Raw genomic sequence first — 21,378 nt, forward strand, 5'->3', positions numbered from 1 at the left:
TCGGCAGATACCCCGCTCACGGGTCCCGGCCGGGTGGCGGTCCACAGATGTGCAAGGTAAAGGGCGGCGGCGATACGGGGTCGGCGGCCTTTGTGGAGGCTTTGTCGGTCGTCTGGTGCGTGGTTGGTGGCCGTGGTCAGCAGCGACGGGAACAGTTGGTGTCCCGCTCGGGGGCCCCGGCCGGGCGGTGGGTCGGCGGGGTGTGAGGTGGGAGCGGCGACGAGAGCTCGGGGTATTCGCGGCTTTGGACGGAGGGCGTGCTCCGGCCGTTCCCTCCCTCAGTCCCGCACGGCCGCGCGTTCCGCGTCGATCAGGGAGAGGACCACGCGCAGGTCGGCGACGGCCTCCTGGCCCGCTGAGGAGGCGTAGCGGTTGCGCGCCTCTTCGGCGATCTGGGCCGCCTCGTCCAAGCGGCCCGCGGCCCACATGGCGGCCGCGTAGTCGCGCGCTGCGGAGGCCGCGGCGCGCGGGTTGAAGATGGAGGCGTTCACCTTTCTGGAGTGCCTCTCCGCCGCCGCCTCCAGGTAGCGCAGCCGTCCCAGGGCGCGGACCAGCACATCGTCGGTCGGGGTGACGCCGCTGTGCCCTGTGGGCGGCACCCGGCCGAGCTCCTTGCGCACATAGTCCTGCGCGCTGGTGCGCTCCTGCTCCGACCACCGCAGTGCGCTCTCCAGGCGGTCGACCTCCGCCCGGGCCTTCCGCGCGGCCCCGACGGCGGCCTCGGCCGCCTCGGACAGCGACGCCGTCAGCTCCTCCGCCTCGTCGAGGCCGTCCTGCAACCGCAGCCAGTCCGGTCGTTCGGCCTCCACGTCCATCGCCTCCACGTGCGCGCGGAGCGTCTGCAGGACGGGGGACAGGTGCCCGCTCCCCTCCTCCGAGGCCGCACGCTCAGCCAGCTCGGTCAGGAGGATCAGGGTCTGCGACCGCCGCCCCGGAACGGACGCGCTCAGCTCGTGCACCCGCTCCAGCCGGGCGACGGCGGCCCCGAACCCCTCACCGGCGCGCCGGTGCGCCTCCTCGGCCGCGTCGAGCGCGGTCTCCGCGCGCTGGACGTCGCGCTCCTCCAGTCCGCCATGCGCGGCCCGCAGGTGCTCGGCGACATCGGTGGCGGCGCGGTCGCCCTCCTCCAGGCGCGCACGCAGTCCCTCGGACAGGGCGGCCGCGTATCCGGCCGTCAGCTCCTCCAGGGCGGCGACCGCTGCGGTGCGGCGGTCGCCGTTCTCCTGTCCGGCACCGGCCAGCGCGTCCAGGCGGCGGCGCGCGTGCGATTCGCGGTCGGCGACCGCCCGGAGGGCGGACAGCGAGTCGGCCAACTCCGAGGTGAGCCCGGTGAGGGCCTCCCGGGCGGCCATCGGCCGCCCTTCGGCGGCCAGCCCGCGCACGTCCTCCAACCGGCGGTGTGCGGTGGCGAGCACGGAGGCCTCCCCGTCCACGGAGTAGCCCCGCGCGCGGGCCTCCTCGGCGGCCGAGCGCGCCTGCGCCACCAGCCGTTCCGCCTCCCGCTCCCCGTCGCCGAGCGACGTGGAGGCCGTGAGCACCCGCGAACACCGCTCCTCGGCCTCGCGCAGCCTGCCGAGAAGCCCGGCCGCGTCGTGTTCGAGCTCCTCCCAGCGACGGGCCGCGCGCTTCAGGTCCTCGGGGCGGGACCGCCACGTGGTCCGGGCGCGCGCGTCGGCCAGCCGGTCGCGCTCGCGCAGCAGCTCGTCGGCGCGGCGCAGCCCCTCCTCGGCGTCCGCGAGGGCCGCGCGCGCCTCCTCCTCCACGGACCCCGCCCGCACCAGCTCCGCCGACCGGCGCAGCGACTCGGCAAGCGTGTGGATCTGCGTGCTGGACTCGTCGACTCGGACCGCCGACCGGGCGAGCGCGTTCCGGTGCGGACGGCCGCGGAGCCGATGCTCCGCGATGAGGCCGCCCACGATGGCCAGCACCGGCAGCACGAGGGCCAGGATCGCGATGAACTCACCCATGCAGGCCTCCAACCCGGGTCTCCGGGCGTTAGACGGAGGGGGAGGCGCGCCGGTTCAGCCCGGGTTCACCCGAGTTCGGCGAGGGCGCGGGCGGTCCACGACTCGAACGCGGACCAGGCCTGCCGGTCCTCGCCGCCCTCGGGCGGGTCGGCGCCGAGGAGGAAGTCGGCCCCGTCCACCAGGTCCCAGTAGGGGTGGTGCGCGTCCGTTCCGGTGATCCGGCGGTGCGCGGCCAGGAACGCCCGCTCGGTCTCGGGGCCCACCTCCTGCACCAGGTTGAGCCGCATGCGCGCGAGGTCGACGGCCTGTGGGCCCCGGCACGCCGTCGTCCAGTCGACGATCCCGCTCAGCCTGCCGTCGACCCACAGCGCCTGATCGGGGTGGTAGTCGCGGTGGATGAAGGCGTACGGGGCGTCCGGCGCGGGGCCGTCGAGGACGGTGAACACCCGCTCCCACAGGCGGGTATCGCCCCAGGGCGGGGGTGTGCGGGGGCCGTCCACGGCGGGGTCGTAGTAGGGGCGGTACTCCGGGAGCAGGGCGAGCCCGGAGCCGTGGCCCGTGCCGCCGCCCACGGAGTGGATGGCGTCCAGCTCCCGGGCGAGGTCCTCGACCATGGTCGCGGGGTCCAGCTCGTCCCAGTCGCCGTGGCCGGGGATACGGTCGGTCAGCAGCGCGGGAACGCCGAGCCGCGCACCGTCCGGGTCGGCCGCGTGCAGCACCGGGGCGCGGACGCCGGTGCCCTCCAGAAGCCTGAGCGCGGCGCCCTCGGACTCCGGGCGGTACCAGGGGTCGTCCGCCAGGCGCGCGCGGTCGTGGAAGCGGCGCAGCATCCAGGCGTGCCGGGCGCCGTGGCCGTCGACGAGATCGACGGCGTCCAACGTCGTCGAACTGACGCTCACCCGCCACGGGCGTGCGGGCACGCGCGCTCCGGGCCCGGCGGCATCGCGGACCCATGCCAGGACCTCCGGCGTCGGGGCCGGGCATCCGGTGTCGCGGGGAGAAGGCGTGTCGTTCACTCTCGTTCGTCCTCTTCTTTCGTCGTCTCTGTCGTCCGTCCGGGGCGTGCGGCCGTGGAGGCGCACGCGCGTGGGCGGAACAGGACGGCCGCGAAGGGACGGCGCCGGGTCCAGCGCTGAGAGTGCGGCGGCACAGGCGTCAATAGTGGCGCATGCGGTGGTCGTTCATGGGCGGAGACTAGCACGCGGCCGGACAGGCGGGCTCAGTGCCCCATTCGGGACCGATATCCCTTCCGGAGTGCCGTTCATAGGGCTGGGAAAGGAAAAAGGTCATGCGGAATACGGAAGAGTAGACGGTCTTTGGTGTCGGTGGCACGGGCTTTCGTGTCGGCGTGAGTACACCTGTTGACCTGGGTCGTTGATCGGTGTGTAATCAGGTCACCGTCGTGGGGCGACATTTTTCATGCGGCGGGAATAACGACGTCGGAACCCGGGCCAGGAGGTCCGATGCGATTCGTGTCCAGGAATGAACAGAACGAGCTCTCCGAGCAGCGTTCCTATTGGCGCCGCCCGGGAAGCCGGGCCGACGACGACGGCTACTTCGACGGAGAGCCCCTCCCCAGGGAGATCGTCCCCCGCCACTGGCTTCCCGAAGGGGACGTGCACCGGGGGCGGCGCATGTCCCGGAGCATGGACTCCACCCGCTACCTCCGCGGCCCCCAGGTCGTGCTGGTCCGCGACGACATGCGCCGCACCACCTGGTGCGCGACCGCCGAGCACGGCCGCCTCATGCTGCACGAGTACCAGCGCCCCCGCGTCTCCGGTGCGCCGCGCACCACGGAGGTGTTCGGCCAGGGGCCGGTGTGGCGGTACAACATCGCCCTGAACAAGTACACCGGCGAGGTCGTGCCCACGTGTGTCGTGCGCGCCAACGGCGCCGCGTCCCTGTGGCACGACGGCCGCCGCGTCGACACCGCGGCCGAGCGGCCCGACTTCCCCCACTTCCACTACGAGCAGGTGCCCGTCGGCCGGATCCCGGAGGGCGAGCCCTCCTACGGGATCCTCACCTACAAGTGCCGCGCCACCGGGCGCGTCTTCGCGCGCCGGACCGAGGGCGGCGAGGTCGGCCCGGAACAGGTGGTGTGCGAGGCGCCGACGGTGGGCGGCATGTCCGTGGCGGTCTACAAGAACGACGTGCTCGGCCGCGTGGACCTGCTGCGGAAGGGGCGTGTCGTCCCCGCCACGGTGGTCTCCACCGACGGCGGCCGCTCGTTCGGGGCGCCCCAGGAGATGGACCTCGCGGGGCCCCTGTCCGAAGGGTTCCGCGTGCGCCCGGGGTACCAGCGGCCCATCGTGGACAAGGGCGGCGCCATGCACCTGCCCGTCGCCCTGCAGTCGGGGTCCGACGCGCTGGTGGTCAACGTCGTCCCCGGGGCCGACCTGGTGGTCGAGGCGATCCGCGTCCCCGGCGAGCTGCGCAAGGGCGCGTTGGAGGTCTTCCCCAGCACCCTCGGCAGCGGCACCACCTTCGGCAACGGGGTCAGCGACGGCCACGGCCTGATCATGGCCATGGCCACCGAGGACGGGCGGCTCTACTCCAGCAACTCCTCGGCCGGGGGCAGCCACTTCCCCGAGGCCCAGCTGCTCAACCACGAGATGCCGCTGGTGGGCGACTTCTCCGCGTCCGAGTGCTACAGCAGCGGCCTCAAGGCCAACGTCGTGAGCATGGACTACATGTTCACCGAGGTGAACGCGGTGGGGCGGCCCATCTCCGGCGAGGTGTTCATCGAGACCTGGGACATGCCGCTGCCCGAGCCCAAGGCGCGCGCCCGGGTCGAGGGGGAGCGCATCGAGGTCGAGGTGCTCAACGACGCCGACCTGGAACCGGGCAAGGTGGTCTTCGGGTTCGACGACCCGACGCTGGGCATCACCGGGGTCGAGGTGCGCGACCTGCGGCACGCCACGATCCGCACCGACCGCAAGGACGACGTCCGCGGCCGCACGCTCACCTTCGACGTGCTCACCCTCTTCCACCGGCACTACGGGGAGGCCGTGATCGAGTGAGGCGGCGCCGGTGAGGGAGGGCCGGTGAGGAGGGGCCGGCCGCCGGCCCCGTGAGGCTCCCGCCCTCCGGCGCGGTCCGCGCCGGAGGGCCCCTCCCGTGTGTTCCCGCCCGCGGTGCGGAGGGGCGGCGCTCGTGGCAGGTGTGCAGTTCAGATGCTATTTCCTACTTTTCAGGTTGACAAAAACGGGTAATGGGCGCACCGTTGGGCCACGGACGGGCCGCGCGGAGCCCGGACGAGGGGGTGGTGGGGGTGCGGGCCCACCGCCCCCTTCCCCGGACCCCTCCCGCCCGGGAAGGCACCATGCGCACGCTCGTCCTCCTGGGGATCGTCGGATTCCTCGCCCAGCTCGTCGACGGCGCGCTGGGCATGGCCTACGGCGTCACCTCCACCACGCTGCTGCTCGTCGTCGGCGCCAACCCGGCCGCCGCCTCGGCCACCGTGCACCTGGCCGAGATCGGCACCACCCTGGCCTCCGGCGCGGCCCACTGGCGGCTCGGCAACGTCGACTGGCCGGTGGTGCGGCGCATCGCGCTGCCCGGCGCGGTCGGCGCCTTCGCCGGGGCGACCTTCCTGAGCCGCCTGTCCACCGAGGCCGCCGCCCCCGCCATGGCGGGAATCCTGCTCGCTCTGGGCGCCTACGTCCTGGTCCGCTTCACCCAGCGCGGCGCCGGACCGCGCTCGGCCGCCCCGCTGCGCACCCGCTTCCTGGCCCCGCTCGGGCTGGTCGGCGGCTTCGTCGACGCGACCGGGGGCGGAGGGTGGGGGCCGGTGGGCACCCCCGCGCTGCTGGCCTCGGGCCGCATCGAGCCGCGCAAGGCCGTCGGGTCCGTCGACACCGCGGAGTTCCTGGTGGCCCTCGCCGCGAGCGCCGGGTTCCTGTTCGGCCTGGGCGCCGCGGGCATCGACCCCGCCTGGGCGGCCGTCCTGCTGGCCGGGGGCGTGCTGGCGGCACCGCTCGCCGCCTGGATCGTGCGGCACGTCCCGCCGCGCGTGCTCGGCTCGGCGGTCGGCGGGCTGATCGTCCTGACCAACACCCGCACCCTGCTCGGCACCGGCGCGGTGCCGCCCCTCGGCGGCGCCGGGGAGGCGGTCGTCTACGGACTCCTCTGGGCGGTGTGGGCGGCCGCCGTCGCCTGGTCGGTCCGTGCCCACCTGACCGGGCGCAGGGCCGAGCACGCCGCCGGGCGGCGCGCCCGCGCCGCCGGGGATGCCGAATCCGCGCAGGCCGGGCCGCTAGCGTAAGGAGACCACCGGGCAGGCGGTGAGGAGGCTGCGGTGGGCGACGGGGGCCGGGGAGCCGAGGGGACCGAGACGGACGCGGCGGACGAGGCGGACGGGGAAGCGGGCTGGGGCGCCCGCGCTCCGGCGCGGCGCGAGCGCGCCGAACGGATCCGCGAGTCCTTCGTCATCGTGCCGCTGTTGGGCATGGCGGGGGCCGTCGTCCTGGCCCTGGTCACCATCCTGCTCGACGTGGCGCTGTCCTGGCTGGTGTCGGTGTCCGGCGCTCAAGAGGACCTGAGCACCACCCTGAAGGCGCTCACCGACAGCGCGAACGCGGTGCTCGGCACGGCGGGTCCGGCCACCCTCACCGTCCTGGGCGTGGTCTTCAGCATCACCCTGGTGGCCCTGCAGATGGCCACCGGCCAGCTCACCCCGCGCGTGATGTACATGTTCACCCGCGGGTGGGTGGCCAAGCTGACCCTGGCGATCTTCCTGGGCACCTTCGTCTTCACACTGATGGTCCGCTACGCCGGGGGCCTCGTGGCCGACGACGACACCGGCATGCCCGTCGTCCCGGTGCTCTCCACGGCCGTGGCGATGCTGCTCGTCGGGGCGAGCCTTGTGGCGTTCGTGTACTTCGTCGACGGCACCGTCAAGATGATGCGCCCGACGACGGTGCTGGACCGGGTGGGCCGGGAGACGCTGCGGCAGATCCGCGCGCTGCCCCGCGACACGGTCCCCGCTCCCCGGAAGGCGTCGGCGGCCCCGCTGGGGGAGGACGGCGGGGGAGAGCACGTCGGCATCGTGCGCTCGCGCTCCGACTCGGGCGTCCTCGTCCGCGTCGACACCGCGCGCCTGCTGCGCTGGGCCGTGAAGAACGACGCCTTCGTACGGGTGCTGCGGGAGGCCGGGGACTACGTCGGGACGGGCAGCCCCGTCCTCGAAGTACGGTCCCCGCGGCCTGCGGAGCACCTGGGCCGGGCCGCCAAGGCGGTGCGCACCGGCGCCGAGCGGTCCACCTACCAGGACCCGGCCTTCGGGATCCGCCAGCTCGTCGACATCGGCGTCCGCGCCCTGTCCCCGGGGGTGAACGACCCGACCACGGCCGTCCAGTGCATCGACCGCCTGCAACTCCTCGTAGAGGAGTTCGCGCAGGTCCCCCAAGGGGAGCGGGTGGTGCGCGACCGCAAGGGCCGCGTCCGCGTCGCGATCCCGCTCCCGCAGTGGGAGCCGCTGGTGGAACTCGCCTTCACCGAGCTGGTGCTGTTCAGCAGCGGCCAGCCGCAGGTCACCCGGCGGCTGGCCGCCGCGCTGGACGACATCGAATCCCACGTCCCCGAGGCGCGGCGGGGCGCCCTCCACCGCGCGCGCGAGGAGCTGCGCCGGGTCTGCGCGCGCAGCATGCCCGAGGGCCTGGTGGAGTTCGCGCAGACCGCGGACCACCAGGGCCTCGGCGGCTGAGCCCGGCCCCGGAAAGGGGCGGTGCGCCTCAGCCCTGCGGGGACAGCTCGGCCATCTCGCCCCAGCCGTCGACGGGCGCCTCCACGTTGATGATGCTCGGCGTGCCCGAGATCGCCCCGGCCATCGCCTCCAGCCCGGCCTTGAAGTGGTCGGACTCCACGTGCGCCTTGCCCGCCTCGGCGTCGGCGAAGGCCTCCAGCAGGACGTAGGTGTTCGGCTCGTCCAGGCTGCGGGACCACTCGAAGAAGACGTTGCCGGGCTCGGCGCGGGTGGCCTCGGTGAACGCGGCGACGCGCTCGGGCCACTCCTCCACCAGCTCGGGGCGGACGGGGAACTTCACCGCGATGAGGATCATGGCTGCCTCCTGGCCTTGTCCTGGCGTGACGGGATCGGTCGCGGACATGGTGCCCACGGCGGCCCGCCGGACGCGACCTCCGCCGTCCCCGATTCCGGCGGTGCCGGAATCCCCGCGTCCGCGCCCCCTGGGCCGGGGCCCGGCTCAGTCGGCGAAGTGCTCGGCCGCCCGCTGCAGGACCTCCGCCACGCGCGGGTGCCGGTCCCGGTACTCCCGCGTGGGAAGTGACACCGACAGCGCCTGCGCCTCGGCCCCCGCGCCCTCCGCCCCGTCCAACGGCACGGCCAGCGATACGGCCAGGCAGGACAGCGCGTCGTCGGCCTCTCCCACCGACACCGCCAGCCCGGTGCGCCGCACCCGCGCCAGCTCGGCCTCGAACTCCTCGCGCGCCGTGATGGTGTGCGCGGTCAGCCGCGGCAGCCCGTGCCGGTCCAGGTAGCGCGTGCGCGCCGCGCGGGGCACCGCGGCCAGCAGCGCCTTGCCGTGCGCGGTGGCGTGCGCCCGGCGCTCGCACGCCACGACGAACGGGTCGGCGCCGTCCCCGGGCGGCGCGGTGCTGTCCACGACGGAGATCTCCCCGCCCCGGAACACGGTGAAATAGGCCTCGGCGCCGGTGGCGCGGCGCACGGCCGGCAGGACCTCGCGCATGGCGGCGGCGGTGCGCACCTGGCGCCCGTAGGCCCGGTGCAGGTGGGGAACGCGGTGGCCGAGCGCGTACCCGCGTGCCGTGCGGACCACGTGGCCGCGCTCGGTCAGCGTTCCGAGCAGGTGGTAGACGGTGGACAGCGAGCAGCCCACCCGGCGGGCCAGCGCCTTGGCCGACACGGGACCGTCCCCTTCGGCCACGGCGTCCAGGAGGTCCAGGGCCCGCTCGACCGAGCGCGGTCCGTCCGACGCCGCCATGCTCCCCTCCCCGTCGTTGCCTGTCGTTCCCCTGCCGGTTCCGGCCGCGGGTCCTTGTGCGGGCCCGCCTCCCCAGCGTATGAAGGGCGGGGCAGTGGGCCCGGCCACACGCGCGCCCCTGCCGCCCGGAGCGCCCCGCAAGGTATAGGAAAGCCGATACCTGCCAGTGGTTTTCCTATTGGTCCGCCGTGACGCCACCGGACTACCGTCGGATGCACCGCCGCCATGACGACGTGGCGGCGTGCGCATTTTGAGGGGGACGACACCGATGGCCCGCATTCTCTTCGTCATGACCGGCTCCGACCACTGGACGCTGGCCGACGGCACCCTGCACCCGACCGGCTTCTGGGCCGAGGAGTTCCTGGCGCCCTACAAGGCGTTCACCGGCGCCGGGCACGCGGTCACGGTGGCCACGCCCGGCGGCGTCGTGCCGCCGGTCGACAAGGGCAGCCTCGCCCCGGAGGCCAACGGCGGCCAGGAGGGCGCCGACGCGGCCGCCGCGGCGCTGGAGGCCGCGTCCGAGCTGCACGCGCCCGTCCGGCTCGAAGAGGTCTCCGCCGCCGACTACGACGCCGTGTTCTACCCCGGCGGCCACGGTCCGATGGAGGACCTGGCGGTCAGTGCCGACTCCGCCCGTGTCCTGACCGACGCGCTGGCCTCGGGCCGCCCGCTGGCGGTCGTGTGCCACGCCCCGGCCGCCCTGCTGGCCACCGAGGGGGCCGACGGCGGCTCCCCGTTCGCCGGGTACCGGCTCACCGGCTTCACCAACACCGAGGAGGCCCAGGCCGGGCTCGCCGACAAGGCCCGCTGGCTGCTCCAGGACCGGCTGACCGCGCTGGGCGCCGAGTTCGTCGAGGGCGAGCCGTGGAAGCCCAACGTGGTGGCCGACCGGAACCTGGTGACCGGCCAGAACCCCGCCTCCTCCGAGCCCTTGGCCCGCGAGGTGCTCTCCCGGCTCGGCTGAGCGCCGCCCGGCGCCCGCCGACCGCCACCGCCCCCGGCACCATCACCCCCCGCCGACAGATCCCGTCCCTGAAGAAGGAGCCCCATGCCGACCCAAGGCCGCGAAGTCCGCCTCGTCCAGCGCCCCGTCGGGGAGCCGACCCCCGCGGACTTCTCCCTCGTGGAGACCGAGGTGCCCGACCCGGGCCCCGGCCAGGTCCTCGTCCGCAACGACTGGTTCAGCGTCGACCCGTACATGCGCGGCCGCATGAACGACGTGAAGAGCTACGTCCCGCCGTTCGCGCTGGACGCGCCGATGGACGGCGCCGCCGTCGGGACGGTCGTGGCCTCGAACGCGCCCGAGGTCCCCGAGGGCACCGTCGTCCGCCACGGCCTCGGCTGGCGGGAGTACGCGGTCCTGGACGCCTCCGGGGCCGACGCGGTCGATACCTCGATCGCCCCCGCCCAGGCCTACCTCGGCGCGCTGGGCATGACCGGGCTGACCGCCTACGCGGGCCTGACCGAGGTCGCGCCGGTGCGCGAGGGCGACGTGGTGTTCGTGTCCGGCGCCGCGGGCGCGGTCGGCTCGGTCGCCGCCCGCATCGCCAAGCACCACGGCGCATCCCGCGTCATCGGCTCGGCCGGGGGCCCGGAGAAGGCGCGCCGCCTCACCGAGGAGTTCGGCTACGACGCCGCCGTGGACTACAAGGCGGGCCGTCTTGAGGAGGACCTGAAGGAGGCCGCCCCCAAGGGCATCGACGTCTACTTCGACAACGTCGGCGGGGACCACCTGCGCGCCGCCTTGGCGCAGATGCGCGTGGGCGGCCGGGTCGCGATGTGCGGGGCGATCTCCCAGTACAACGCCACCGAGCCGGTCCCGGGGCCGGACAACCTGGTGCTGGTCATCGGCAAGCGCCTCAACCTGCGCGGGTTCATCGTCACCGACCACATGAACCTGGGCCGGGAATACGCCGGGCTCGCCGCGCGCTGGCTGTCCGAAGGCACCCTTCCCCATGAGGAGACCGTGGTCGAGGGCATCGACAACGCCGTGGACGCCTTCATCGGGATGCTCAAGGGCGCCAACACCGGCAAGATGCTCATCCGTCTCGCCTCGGACTGACCCGAACGGCTTCCCCCGGAACGCGCCGTCTCGGAGCGGTCCGGAGCAGACCAGAGCGGTCCGGAGCGGACCGCAAGAGGCAAGGAAAACCGCGAGACCAGTCAGAGAGCAGGTCAGCGAATGATCGACGTGACGCTCAACACCGGGGCGGCCATGCCGCAGCTCGGATTCGGCGTCTGGCAGGTGCCCGACGAGGACGCCACCGCCGCCGTGGCCGCGGCCCTGGAGGCGGGCTACCGGAGCATCGACACCGCGCGCGTCTACGAGAACGAGACCGGCACCGGGCGCGCGCTGCGCGAGTCGGGGATCCCGCGCTCGGAGCTGTTCGTCACCACCAAGCTGTGGAACGCCGACCAGGGCTACGACGCGGCGCTGCGCGCGTTCGACGCCAGCCTGGAGCGGCTCGGGCTGGACCACGTGGACCTGTACCTGATCCACTGGCCGGTGCCCGAGCAGGACAAGTACGTCGAGTCCTGGAAGGCGATGGAGCGGCTGCACGCCGAGGGGCGGGCCAAGGCCATCGGGGTCTCCAACTTCTCCGAGAAGACCCTGGGCCGCCTGCTGTCCGAGGCCGACGTCGTTCCGGCGGTCAACCAGATCGAACTGCACCCGCGCCTGGCCCAGAAGCGCATGCGCGCCCTGGACGCCGAGCACGGGATCAGGACCGAGGCCTGGAGCCCTCTGGGGCAGGGCAAGGACCTGCTCCAGGAGCCCGTCCTGGCCGAGATCGGCGCGGCGCACGGCAAGTCCCCGGCGCAGGCGGTGCTGCGGTGGCACCTGCAGTCGGGCAACGTCGTCATCCCCAAGTCGGTGACGCCGTCCCGCATCAAGGAGAACATCGACGTCTTCGACTTCGAGCTCTCCGAGGACGAGATGCAGCGCATCGACGGTCTGGACACCGGCGCCCGCCTGGGCCCGGACCCCGACCGGATGAACTGGCTGGGCTGAGCCCCAGCGGAACGCGCCGGGGGCGGGCGGGGGCTTCCCCGCCCGCCCCCGGCCCGTCCGCGGCCATGTGCCTCAGCGGCGGTCGCTCTCCTGCCCGGCCGTGCGCCGGGCCGCGCGCGCGTCGAGGATCGCCAGGACCTCCTCGCCCCAGCGCAGGTTCTCCTCCTCGAAGTACCGCCCGCGCAGCAGCGTCAGGTACGGGCCCACATGGTCGGTCTCCCGGAGGTACTCCTCCTCGGGGCGGCCTCCCAGCAGGCGCTCGCGTATGCGCTCGTAGCGCGCCAGCTTGGCCCGCGCGCGCTCCATCCGCTCCATGATCGAGGTGCGCACCGCCTCGGCGTCCCCAGCGTCCACCGCCTGCAGCTTCACCAGCATCTCGTCGCGGATCGCCGTCGGCTTGGCCGGGCGGCGGGTGAACGCGTGCAGCGCGCTCCGGCCCTGGTCGGTCAGCGAGAACACGCGCTTGTTGGGGCGCCGCTCCTGCTCGACCACGCGCGCCCGGATCAGCCCCTCTCCCTCCATCCGCTCCAGCTCCCGGTAGAGCTGCTGGGGGGTGGAGGTCCAGAACTCGGCGGTCGCGGTGTCGAAGCGCTTGGCCAGGTCGTACCCGGAGGCCTCGCCTTCGAGGAGCGCCGCCATCACCGCGTTTCGCAGAGCCATTCGGTCAACCTACCAGCGCGGAGAAGGGCCGATCCGGGGCGCTCACAGCGCGGCCGCCATGCGGGTTCCCTGGTCGATGGCGCGCTTGGCGTCCAGCTCGGAGGCCACGTCGGCGCCGCCGAGCAGCAGGGGCTCCGTCCCGGCCGCCCGCAGCTCCTCGTACAGGCCCCGGTTGGGCTCCTGCCCGGTGCACAGCACCACGGTGTCCACGTCCAGCACCTCTTCGCGCCCGTCCACGGTGATGTGCAGGCCCTCGTCGTCGATGCGCCGGTAGGCCACCCCGGGAACCATCTCCACGCCGCGGGCGCGCAGCTCGGTGCGGTGGATCCACCCGGTGGTGGTGCCCAGGCCCTTGCCGACCTTGGTGGTCTTGCGCTGCAGCAGGTGCACCTTGCGCGGCGGGGCGGCGCGGTGGGGCGCGGTGAGCGCCCCGCGCCCGGTGTAGCCGGTGTCCACGCCCCACCGGCCGAAGAACGCCTGCGGGTCCAGGGCGGCCCCGTCGCCCTCGTCGGTGAGGTACTCGGCGACGTCGAAGCCGATGCCCCCGGCGCCCATGACGGCGACCTTCTCGCCGACCCCGGCGGTGCCGCGCAGCACGTCCAGGTACCCGACCACGCTGGGGTGGTCGACGCCCGGCAGCTCCGGCACCCGGGGCAGCACGCCGGTCGCCACGGCGACCGCGTCGAACCCCTCGGCGGCCAGGCCGTCGGCCGTGGCGGGGGGGGCGNGCAGGGTCTCGTTGAACTCCTCCTTGCCGGGCACCCGGCGGGCGACGTCGAGCTGGCCGCCGATGCGGTCGGCTGCCTCGAAGAGCACCACCCGGTGCCCGCGCTCGGCGGCCGAGGTCGCGAAGGCCAGCCCGGCCGGCCCGGCGCCGACCACGGCCACGCGCTTGGGCGCCGCGGTCGGGGCGAGCACCAGCTCGGTCTCGTGGCAGGCCCGGGGGTTCACCAGGCACGAGGTGATCTTGAGGCTGAAGGTGTGGTCCAGGCAGGCCTGGTTGCAGCCGATGCAGGTGTTGATGGCCTCCGGGCGGCCCTGCTCGGCCTTGGCGAGGAAGTGCGGGTCGGCCAGCAGCGGGCGGGCCAGCGAGACCATGTCGGCCTCGCCGTCGGCGAGGATGCGCTCGGCGGTCTCGGGGGTGTTGATCCGGTTGGCGGTGGCCAGCGGCACCCCGACGGTGCCCATCAGCTCCTTGGTGACCCAGGAGAAGGCGCCGCGCGGGACCGAGGCGGCGATGGTGGGGATGCGCGCCTCGTGCCAGCCGATGCCGGTGTTGACCATGTCGGCCCCGGCGGCCTCGACCTCCTTGGCCAGCGCGGTGACCTCGGGGAGGGTGGAGCCGTCGGGGACCAGGTCGAGCATGGACAGCCGGTAGATGATCGCGAAGTCCTCGCCGACCCGGGCCCGGACGCGCCGCACGATCTCCAGGGGGAAGCGCGCGCGGTTCTCGAACGACCCGCCCCAGCGGTCCTCCCGGCGGTTGGTCGCCGCGCAGGTGAACTCGTTGATGAGGTAGCCCTCCGAGCCCATGATCTCCACGCCGTCGTACCCCGCGCTCCGGGCGAGCTCGGCGGCGCGGGCGAAGTCGTCGACGGTGCGGTCGACCTCCTCGTCGGTGAGCGCGCGCGGCGTGTAGGGGCTGATGGGCGCCTTGAGCGCGCTGGGGGCGACCAGCTCGGGGTGGTAGGCGTACCGGCCGAAGTGGAGGATCTGCATGGCGATCCGGCCGCCCTCGGCGTGCACGGCGTCGGTGACGGTGCGGTGCCGCTCGGCGTCCTCCTCGGAGGCCATGGTCGCCCCGCCCTCGTAGGGGCGTGCCTCGGCGTTGGGGGCGATGCCGCCGGTGATGATCAGGCCGACGCCGCCGCGGGCGCGCTCGGCGTAGAACGCGGCCATCCGCTCGAAGCCGCCGGGGGCCTCCTCCAGCCCCACGTGCATGGAGCCCATGACCATCCGGTTGGGCAGGGTCAGGGGGCCCAGCCGGATGGGGGAGAAGAGGTGGGGGTAGTCGGTCATGGTCCGCCTCCTCGGTCGGCTCCCGCGCGGAGCTCAGTCGCAATGTTGCTATTCAGAAAATTGAATATACAGCAGAGCGACTGAAGGTGGTGCCGGGGAGGGGGCGGGGCTCAGAGCTTCAGGGCGGGTTCGGGCAGCGAACCGGGCGGAACGCAGGCGACCCGCAGCCGCACCGCGCCCCCGGCCTCCAGCTCGGCCAGCGCGGTCCCGGCCGACGCGCGGAGCCGACCCGCGACCCGCGCCCCGACCTCCTCGGCGCGCGCCGAATGGAAGTGCGGGCCGTAGCGCAGCTCGACCTCCACGAGCAGCTCCGGAGGCCGGCACGAGGCGTCCAACCGGACCCGCGCGTACGGCAGCCCGCCCAGCGTCCGGTCGTGCACGCTCCGGACGTTGGACGCCCACTCCACCGCGCGCACATCGGGCAGCTCGGCCAGCACCGCGTTCAGCTCCGCCGGGAACAGCAGCCAGCGCCGGCGCCCCCGGTGCTCCAGGGAGACCGCGCGCCCGTGCTTGCCCAGGAACTCGAAGGCCAATGCGGGGCCGCACCCGTTGTCGAACCGCATCACCAGGTCACCGGTGTCATAGCGGACCATCGGCTGCATCTGTACGAACGGGTGGAAGGCGGTCAGCACCAGCCGCCCCGGGCCCTCGGCCACCGGAGCCGACGAGCCGGGCTCCAGCACCTCCCCGAACACGTGCGGGTCCAGGTGGAACAGGTCGCACCGGCGGCAGCGCGAGGCGCCGCCGACGACCTCGGTCAGGGTGAAGCGGTCGGTCACCGGGCACCCCCACGCCGCCCGCAGGAACCGCCGCCAGTGCGGGGCCGCCGTGCCCCCGGCGACCGACACCCCGCGCAGCCCCACCGCGCCCGGGTCGGAGCCCTGCTCCAGCAGGTGGCCGGTGAGCAGCAGGACGTGGTTGACCAGGCCGCTCAGGTACTCCACGTGCGTGCCGTAGCCGGGCAGGTCGTAGCGGGCGGTGACGGCACGGGCGGTCTCGGCCAGCAGGAGGTCGTCGGTGACGCCCGAGGACAGGGACAGCCCCGGCGCCGGGAGCCGCAGCGGCGTGCCGTGGTAGGCGTTCGGGAGGTTCAGCGAGATGGGGCGCCTGCCGCCGCGCGCCAGCGGCTCCGACAGGTGCGCGAAATAGGCCGCGGTGAATTCGGCCTCCTCCACCGAGCGCCGCACCGGCAGCGGGGTGCCCGTGCTGCCCGAGGTGTGCCCGAGCGCGCCCAGGGCGGTGTCCTCGGCGGCGAACCGCGCGGGGGCGGCGGCCACCAGCGTCCGGTCCAGCACGGGAAGTCCGGCCAGCAGCTCCGAGGGCCGCCCCGGGTACCCCTCGGGGAGCGCCCAGCGCGAGTACTCGGGGTGCTCCCGGTACCAGGGCACGTTCGCGCGGGCGTGCGCGATGGTCCGGTGGGCCAGGGCCGCGTGCAGGGCGTGGAGGAGGCGCGCGGGCAGGTCGCCCTCCAGGGAGGAGAGGGAGAACAGGCGTGCCAGGCCGCCGGGGTCGACGCGGGCCATGCGCGCCAGCCGGTCGCGGACCTGGAGGGGCATGAGCGCGGGGTCGTCCACGGGAGGGCGGACGCGGGGGCGAGGGCGGAGGCCGGACCGGCCCCCGCCCCGGTGCGGTGTGCTCACCGCCGCTGCAGTCCTTCCTCCAGCGCCCGCGCGGAGGCCTCGGCCGAGACCTCGGCGACGATCTCGGCGGTCACCTGCGCCGCCAGCGCGCGCGACTGGTCGTTGTCGAGCTGGGCCTTGCTCTCGCCGATCGCCCGCTCCGCGACCGCGACGAGGTCGTGCATCTCGCTCAGCATCTCCGGTCACCCGTCCTCTCGGTGTCGGGTCCTCGCGGACCCTGGGTGGATCTCTTCGGTCCTTCCGCCCCTCACCGGGTCCGCAGGTCCGGCGGCAGGTGGTCCCACAGGTTCAGGTGGACCAGGTGCCAGCGGTCCCGCCGCCACTCAAGCGCGCACAGCCCGGTGTTGTAGATGCGGAAGCAGATCGCGTCGCTTCCCGCGGCCAGGCGCAGCAGGGTCTTGATCAGCCCGGCGTGGCTGACCGCCAGCACCGTCCCGCCCTGTCCGCGGCGCCGCGCGCGCTCCGCGGACGCGGCCAGGGAGGTGAGGGCGGACCACGCCTGCTCCTTGAAGCCGTCGTAGGCCGCGCGGCGCTCGTCCTCGCCCTCGGTGCCGCCCCCGACCGGGGCGGAGCGCAGCCCGGCCGAGGGAGGTCCGGGCCCCGGAGGCAGGTGCGCGGCCACGTGGAAGGCGGCCTCGCGCAGGTCCTCCTGCACGGTCGGGGCGAGCCCCAGCAGCGCGGCGGGGTAGGCGGCCGTCTGCCGCGCGCGCTGGAGCGGGCTGGTGTGCAGGGCGGCGACGCGCAGCCTGCGCACGCCGTCGAGTCTCGGGGCGGCGGCGACCCAGCGCCCCAGCAGCAGGGCCTGGCGGTGGCCCAGGACCGTCAGGGCGCTGTCGCCGTCGCAGCCCGGGGCGAGCTGCCACAGCGACTGGCCGTGCCGGGCGAGCAGGATGCGCACGCCGCCGCTCACGTCCAGGACAGGCCGAGCGCCCTGGCCGCCCTCCTGTACTTGGAGTCGGCGACGTCGCCGACGCCGAAGCGCTTGCGCAGCAGGTCGGACAGGACGTTCATCAGCCGCGGCACCCGGGGGTCGCGGGCCGTCTCCGGCGCGAGGCGCGGGTAGACGGGGAATTCCACCTCGCAGAAGGATGCCTCGGTGGCCTCCGGGTCCGGCGCGCGCAGGTCCACCACGCGCACGCGGTCCATGGTGCAGCGCAGCGCGTCCCGCCCGTCCAGCCAGACGAAGAACGGGTGCCGGACCTGGCGCAGGCGGATCGCCGGGGACAGGTCGTCCCCGGTCAGCCCGGTGGCCTTGCGCAGGTGCACGCCCGGGTGGTCGATGTCCTCGCGCGCCAGCAGCCGCTTGACCGCGTTCACCGCTTCGGGCGAGTCGGGGTGGAGCTGGATGGTCCGCTTGTCCTGGCCGCCGAAGGAGTAGCGGTGGTCGCGCCGCACGCCGTTCGCGTCGGCACCGAACTTGAAGGCGCAGAACGCGTGCGTCTTGATGTTGCACGTCGTCCTCAGCACCATGTCGCTGCGGAGCAGCCGGTGGTCCTCGGTGTCGTAGTAGACACCGGTGTTGGTCCGGGGCTCGGCGCGCGCGTAGCTCTTCTCGGCGATCTCGGCGCCCTCGACCAGGGAGCCGATGGCCTCCTTGGTGGCGTCGAGCCAGTCGTAGTACTCGGCGTCGGTCGCGGACGCCGGGAAGTCGAGCTTCACGCCGAGCTGGTTGAACACCGCGAAGCCGCCCGTACGGGTATAGACGGGCTCGCCTTCGGGCACGCGCAGGCCGGGGGCGCCCTCCCCGCGCGCGCTCACCGGCGCGCCTTCCGGGTGCGGGTGATCTCCACGCACAGTGCCTCCAGTTTCTCGGCCAGCACGCGCGGCGGGAACATCGCGTTGGCGCTCGGGTCGTAGGCGGCGGTGTTGCTGAAGACGCTCGCGAAGTTCTTCTGCCGGGGCCCGCGCAGGACCAGCGTGCAGGTCATCTCCTCGCGCGGAAGGACGACCCGGTGGATGCGGTGGTAGCCGAGCCGGTAGGCGCCCCCGGCCTCCTCCGAGGACGGGACGGTCTCGCGCAGCGGGGTGCGCCCCATGGCCCGGTAGAAGTTGCCGACCGTCGCCTCGCCGCGCTTCTCCGGGATGTACTGGTACTCGCCGTAGTCGGCCCCGGAGGCGTCGCGGACGAAGTTCTGCGAGTCCAGCCGCCCGGTCAGGACCGAGGACCAGAAGCTGAACCGGTGGTCGTGGATCTGCTCGTCCAGGGCCTCGGCGGTGCTGTACGGCGGGCGCCNCAGCGGCGCGCCCCCGAGTCGGCGAGCACGATCTTGTCGAAGTGGTTGGTGTGGTGGTACGAGCGCCCCGCGATGCGCGCGAGGAGCGGTGGGGTGTCGAGGACCTCGCGCAGCAGTCGCAGGACGGAGTCCGGGGCGGCCAGATTCCGGACCAGGTCGAGGTTGGCCAGGCGTACCGGTGCCGAATCGCGTAGGGGGAGTGTGGCGATGGATCGGAGCGCGCGCTCGTAGACAGGGGTGCCGAGTGTCGTCCGCGGCGTGGCGGGAAGGGCCATGCCCCCTCCAGTGGACGGTGGGGAGTTCGCCCTCCGGCCGGGGGAGCGCGGGGGACCCCGCGCTCCCCTCGGCCCGGGGGCGAAGGGGACTCGACACTAGGCCCGCCCGGGGCGCCGTTCCAGAGGGCGGAGGGGGCGGTATATCCGGGAAGAAGGTCACCCGGGGCGGGGACGCTCGTCGTCCCAGCGGGCGAGCAGGAGCCCGACCAGGTCCTCGCGGGTGAGCCCGGCGGCGCGGGCGCGCCGGACGAGGTCGTCGGCGGCCGCGCTCAGCGGGTCGGCCGGGGCGGTGGGTGCGACGAAGGTTCCCCGCGTCCCCCGCCCGTCCAGCAGGCCCTCCTGCTCCAGCTCGCGGTAGGCGCGCGCCACCGTATTGGCGGCCAGCCCCAGGTCCGCGGCCAGGCGCCGCACCGGCGGCAGGCGGTGCCCGGTCGGCAGCGCCCCGGAGCCGATGAGCCCNTCGCGGACCTGCTCGTAGGGCGGGACATGGGAGCGCGGGTCGACGGTGATGATCACCGGGCACCGCCGTCCGCGCCGCTCCCCCCGCCGGGGCCGCCCTCCGGGAGCGGGCCCTCCGGCAGCCCCTGCGGCCAGAGCCGTTCGCGGTAGCGCCGCCCCGTGCCGATCACGTCGACGGCGGCGGTCGTGCCCACGAACACCAGCCCGCTGGCCAGCGCCGCGCCCATCAGCAGCACCGCGGCGGGGTTCTCCACGGTCGTCCCGTTCAGCATGGCCGTCGCCGTGCCCGCGATGGTCGTGGCGGCCAGGGCGCTCACGCCCGTCGCGGCGGCCAGCAGGGCGCGGATGCGGTAGGCCCGCACGGCGTCGTCGGCGGCGAGCGCGTGCGGGGCCGCCGCCCGGCGGGGTGCGGCGGTGAAACGCGCGGCCAGGACGGCCGCTCCGCCGGTCGCCGCCGGGCCCGCCGCGGCGCCGACGGCCACCAGGGGCCAGTCGGCCTGTGCGGCGTCGACGAGGTCGGTGCCCAGGAAGAGCACGACCAGCCCGGAGCAGGCGGCGGGGAGGAGGCCGGAGGCCAGGGCCGCCCCGTACGCGAGCGGGGAGACGTAGTCGGTGACCGAGGGCGTGAAGGGGCGGGCGACGCGGGGGGCGTCGTCGTCGCGGGCGACGGTCGCCTTCACCACCGGGATGACGGCGCCCACGGCGCGGCCGAGCAGGTAGGCGGCGACGATGGTGACGGCCCAGGCGCCGTCGTCCCGCAGGGCCGGGACCGCGAGCCCCACGGCCAGGGCGGCCAGGATGAGGGCGGCCGAGGCGCCCGCGGCGGCGGACTCGTCGCCGTACAGGCGCCGGGCGAGTGCCGCGTCGGCGTAGGAGGGCGGCAGTCCGGCCCGGGCGGCGAACCGCCGGACGGGTTTGACGGCCGGGGGTTTCAGGCTGGTCGAGACGGTCTGCGAGACGCTGAGGAAGACGACCGCGAGCGCGATCCAGGTGGCCATGGAGGTTCTCCTTGTATTGCTCTTGTAGCAATGTAGCAGTACAAGAGATCCGGATGCACCCCGGCCGGGCGCGGCCGCGCCGCGGAGTCGGCCCGGCCCCTCTGGCCGGTTCCGGACCGGCCGCCCCGGCGAGCCGGGCGGGGCCGCCGACCACGCCTCCCCGGGGTCCTTCTCCGGGCACAATGGGGGCATGTCCCGCACCGATCGGCCCGCGCCCCCGCGCCCGAACCCAGCGCCGGCCTGGACCGCCACCGGGCTGCGCCGCCGCCCCGCACAGCGCCGCAGCATGGAGCGGGTCGAGCGGCTCCTGCGCGCGTGCGCCGCCGTCCTGGAAGAGGAGGGACCGGCGGCGGTGACCACGACCGAGGTGGCGCGCCGCGCGGAGATCCCCATCGGCACCGTGTACCAGTTCTTCTACGACAAGGACGGCCTGATCCGCGCGCTGGCCGCGCGGAACATGGAGCTGTTCACCGACCGCCTGTCCGAGCGCCTGGGGGCCTCCGCGGGCGCCGACTGGGCGGGGGCGGCGCTGACGGCCGTGGACACCTACGTCGACATGCGCCGCACCGTGCCCGGGTTCGGGGTGCTGGACGCCGACCCCGACACCGGTTACGACCCCGAGGCGTGCGCGCCCCGCCCCCCGTCGGGCAGGGCGGGACCCGGCCGCCGGGACGACCGGGTATCCGGGACGCTGCTCGCCATGGGGCTGACGGCCACCGGCAGCCCTCCGGACCCGGAGACCGAGCGCAGGGTCCGCGTGGCGGTCGAGGCGGCCGACGCGGTGCTGTCCCTGGCCTTCCGGACCGACCCCGACGGCGACCCGGCCCTGATCGCCGAGTGCCGGGAACTGCTGCGCTCCTACCTCGCCTGCCCGGCGGCCGCCGCGACGGGCGGGACACCGTAAGGGACCGGCCCCCTGTGTGGGCCCTGATGAAAACCCCATGAACGCGGACGCCGCGCCCGCCCCCGCCGCTCGGACCTGTTCTCCGCCTCCACGGCCCTGAGCATCGGTGTCCTCGCGGTCCGCGTCCTGCCGATGATCCGGCAGAGGGAGCCGGTGGTCGTCTTCGGCCTGTTCGGCGTGCTGTCCGTCATCCGCCCGCCGTCCGGCGAGACCACCCGGCGCGACGTGGGACGGTCCTCGATCTCCCGGC

The 21,378-nt window shown here is 74.5% G+C and carries 20 protein-coding genes; 7 read left to right on the top strand and 13 right to left on the bottom strand.

From position 1 onward, the window contains the following. Nucleotides 1–278: 278 nt before the first annotated feature. Entirely contained in the window at nt 279–1,967 is a 1,689-nt protein-coding gene (locus D476_RS0114935; protein WP_017624743.1) for a hypothetical protein, read from the bottom strand. A 65-nt stretch (nt 1,968–2,032) separates the two neighbouring features. Next, the gene (locus D476_RS33410; protein ID WP_152529355.1) at nt 2,033–2,887 is read right to left on the bottom strand and encodes a phosphotransferase family protein; all 855 of its coding nucleotides are present in this window, start codon (nt 2,885–2,887) and stop codon (nt 2,033–2,035) included. Between the two features lie 552 nt (nt 2,888–3,439). Between D476_RS33410 and D476_RS0114945 the strand changes: the two genes are divergently transcribed. From D476_RS0114945 to D476_RS0114955, 3 genes are all read left to right on the top strand, one after another. After that, a complete protein-coding gene (locus tag D476_RS0114945; RefSeq protein WP_152529356.1) occupies nt 3,440–4,987 on the top strand; it encodes a hypothetical protein in 1,548 nt (515 codons plus the stop codon). Nucleotides 4,988–5,289: 302 nt separating this feature from the next. Next, nucleotides 5,290–6,231 (top strand): sulfite exporter TauE/SafE family protein, encoded by a 942-nt coding sequence (locus D476_RS0114950; RefSeq protein WP_086002643.1) that lies wholly within the window; start codon nt 5,290–5,292, stop codon nt 6,229–6,231. A gap of 33 nt (nt 6,232–6,264) precedes the next feature. Further along, nucleotides 6,265–7,671, top strand: a complete 1,407-nt coding sequence (locus D476_RS0114955; protein WP_017624747.1) for a DUF2254 domain-containing protein — start codon at nt 6,265–6,267, stop codon at nt 7,669–7,671. Between the two features lie 28 nt (nt 7,672–7,699). Here the strand turns inward: D476_RS0114955 and D476_RS0114960 are convergent, their stop codons facing one another. After that, complete coding sequence (locus D476_RS0114960) at nt 7,700–8,026, bottom strand: putative quinol monooxygenase (RefSeq protein WP_017624748.1); 327 nt, start codon at nt 8,024–8,026, stop codon at nt 7,700–7,702. A gap of 144 nt (nt 8,027–8,170) precedes the next feature. Beyond that, nucleotides 8,171–8,929 carry an IclR family transcriptional regulator gene (locus D476_RS0114965; protein WP_017624749.1) on the bottom strand — a complete coding sequence of 253 codons (759 nt, stop codon included), beginning with the start codon at nt 8,927–8,929 and terminating at the stop codon, nt 8,171–8,173. 268 nt (nt 8,930–9,197) lie between these two features. Between D476_RS0114965 and D476_RS0114970 the strand changes: the two genes are divergently transcribed. From D476_RS0114970 to D476_RS0114980, 3 genes are all read left to right on the top strand, one after another. Then, nucleotides 9,198–9,893 carry a type 1 glutamine amidotransferase domain-containing protein gene (locus tag D476_RS0114970; protein WP_017624750.1) on the top strand — a complete coding sequence of 232 codons (696 nt, stop codon included), beginning with the start codon at nt 9,198–9,200 and terminating at the stop codon, nt 9,891–9,893. A gap of 84 nt (nt 9,894–9,977) precedes the next feature. Continuing rightward, a complete protein-coding gene (locus D476_RS0114975) occupies nt 9,978–10,991 on the top strand; it encodes an NADP-dependent oxidoreductase (RefSeq protein WP_017624751.1) in 1,014 nt (337 codons plus the stop codon). 120 nt (nt 10,992–11,111) lie between these two features. Next, nucleotides 11,112–11,939: an aldo/keto reductase gene (locus D476_RS0114980; RefSeq protein ID WP_017624752.1), complete on the top strand. Its 828-nt coding sequence runs from the start codon at nt 11,112–11,114 to the stop codon at nt 11,937–11,939. A 72-nt stretch (nt 11,940–12,011) separates the two neighbouring features. Here the strand turns inward: D476_RS0114980 and D476_RS0114985 are convergent, their stop codons facing one another. The 9 genes from D476_RS0114985 to D476_RS0115025 all read right to left on the bottom strand — a co-directional run bounded on the left by D476_RS0114985 (nt 12,012) and on the right by D476_RS0115025 (nt 20,224). Beyond that, nucleotides 12,012–12,599 (bottom strand): PadR family transcriptional regulator, encoded by a 588-nt coding sequence (locus tag D476_RS0114985; RefSeq protein ID WP_026123520.1) that lies wholly within the window; start codon nt 12,597–12,599, stop codon nt 12,012–12,014. 42 nt (nt 12,600–12,641) lie between these two features. Next, nucleotides 12,642–14,618, bottom strand: coding sequence for an NADPH-dependent 2,4-dienoyl-CoA reductase (locus tag D476_RS0114990; protein WP_017624754.1), 1,977 nt, complete (start codon nt 14,616–14,618; stop codon nt 12,642–12,644). Nucleotides 14,619–14,728: 110 nt separating this feature from the next. After that, the gene (locus tag D476_RS0114995) at nt 14,729–16,192 is read right to left on the bottom strand and encodes a phenylacetate--CoA ligase family protein (RefSeq protein WP_239648717.1); all 1,464 of its coding nucleotides are present in this window, start codon (nt 16,190–16,192) and stop codon (nt 14,729–14,731) included. 62 nt (nt 16,193–16,254) lie between these two features. After that, on the bottom strand, nt 16,255–16,434 hold the full coding sequence (locus D476_RS0115000) for a hypothetical protein (RefSeq protein ID WP_017624756.1): 180 nt from the start codon (nt 16,432–16,434) through the stop codon (nt 16,255–16,257). A 71-nt stretch (nt 16,435–16,505) separates the two neighbouring features. Then, complete coding sequence (locus tag D476_RS0115005) at nt 16,506–17,168, bottom strand: histidine phosphatase family protein (protein ID WP_017624757.1); 663 nt, start codon at nt 17,166–17,168, stop codon at nt 16,506–16,508. Next, on the bottom strand, nt 17,165–18,016 hold the full coding sequence (locus D476_RS0115010; protein ID WP_017624758.1) for a hypothetical protein: 852 nt from the start codon (nt 18,014–18,016) through the stop codon (nt 17,165–17,167). The genes D476_RS0115005 and D476_RS0115010 overlap by 4 nt, the downstream gene beginning before the upstream one ends. Next, entirely contained in the window at nt 18,013–18,294 is a 282-nt protein-coding gene (locus D476_RS39075; RefSeq protein WP_017624759.1) for a hypothetical protein, read from the bottom strand. Before D476_RS39075 ends, D476_RS0115010 begins: the two co-directional genes overlap by 4 nt. A gap of 629 nt (nt 18,295–18,923) precedes the next feature. Continuing rightward, nucleotides 18,924–19,283 (bottom strand): GntR family transcriptional regulator, encoded by a 360-nt coding sequence (locus tag D476_RS0115020; protein WP_017624761.1) that lies wholly within the window; start codon nt 19,281–19,283, stop codon nt 18,924–18,926. Beyond that, a complete protein-coding gene (locus D476_RS0115025; RefSeq protein ID WP_017624762.1) occupies nt 19,280–20,224 on the bottom strand; it encodes a hypothetical protein in 945 nt (314 codons plus the stop codon). The genes D476_RS0115020 and D476_RS0115025 overlap by 4 nt, the downstream gene beginning before the upstream one ends. Before the next feature lie 190 nt (nt 20,225–20,414). Between D476_RS0115025 and D476_RS0115030 the strand changes: the two genes are divergently transcribed. Beyond that, the gene (locus D476_RS0115030) at nt 20,415–21,128 is read left to right on the top strand and encodes a TetR family transcriptional regulator (RefSeq protein WP_017624763.1); all 714 of its coding nucleotides are present in this window, start codon (nt 20,415–20,417) and stop codon (nt 21,126–21,128) included. Nucleotides 21,129–21,378: the final 250 nt, after the last annotated feature.

The sequence above is a fragment of the Nocardiopsis chromatogenes YIM 90109 genome, assembly GCF_000341185.1.
Taxonomy (GTDB): Bacteria; Actinomycetota; Actinomycetes; order Streptosporangiales; family Streptosporangiaceae; genus Nocardiopsis_A; species Nocardiopsis_A chromatogenes.

Excerpts from the sequence above, each read along its gene's own strand:
- D476_RS0114985 (WP_026123520.1), bottom strand. The coding sequence starts at position 12,599 with ATGGCTCTGCGAAACGCGGTGATGGCGGCGCTCCTCGAAGGCGAGGCC.
- D476_RS0115000 (WP_017624756.1), bottom strand. The coding sequence starts at position 16,434 with ATGCTGAGCGAGATGCACGACCTCGTCGCGGTCGCGGAGCGGGCGATC.
- D476_RS0114935 (WP_017624743.1), bottom strand. The coding sequence starts at position 1,967 with ATGGGTGAGTTCATCGCGATCCTGGCCCTCGTGCTGCCGGTGCTGGCC.
- D476_RS0114950 (WP_086002643.1), top strand. The coding sequence starts at position 5,290 with ATGCGCACGCTCGTCCTCCTGGGGATCGTCGGATTCCTCGCCCAGCTC.
- D476_RS0114965 (WP_017624749.1), bottom strand. The coding sequence starts at position 8,929 with ATGGCGGCGTCGGACGGACCGCGCTCGGTCGAGCGGGCCCTGGACCTC.
- D476_RS0114980 (WP_017624752.1), top strand. The coding sequence starts at position 11,112 with ATGATCGACGTGACGCTCAACACCGGGGCGGCCATGCCGCAGCTCGGA.
- D476_RS0115030 (WP_017624763.1), top strand. The coding sequence starts at position 20,415 with ATGTCCCGCACCGATCGGCCCGCGCCCCCGCGCCCGAACCCAGCGCCG.
- D476_RS0114975 (WP_017624751.1), top strand. The coding sequence starts at position 9,978 with ATGCCGACCCAAGGCCGCGAAGTCCGCCTCGTCCAGCGCCCCGTCGGG.
- D476_RS0114970 (WP_017624750.1), top strand. The coding sequence starts at position 9,198 with ATGGCCCGCATTCTCTTCGTCATGACCGGCTCCGACCACTGGACGCTG.
- D476_RS0114960 (WP_017624748.1), bottom strand. The coding sequence starts at position 8,026 with ATGATCCTCATCGCGGTGAAGTTCCCCGTCCGCCCCGAGCTGGTGGAG.
- D476_RS39075 (WP_017624759.1), bottom strand. The coding sequence starts at position 18,294 with ATGGGGCGCACCCCGCTGCGCGAGACCGTCCCGTCCTCGGAGGAGGCC.
- D476_RS0115025 (WP_017624762.1), bottom strand. The coding sequence starts at position 20,224 with ATGGCCACCTGGATCGCGCTCGCGGTCGTCTTCCTCAGCGTCTCGCAG.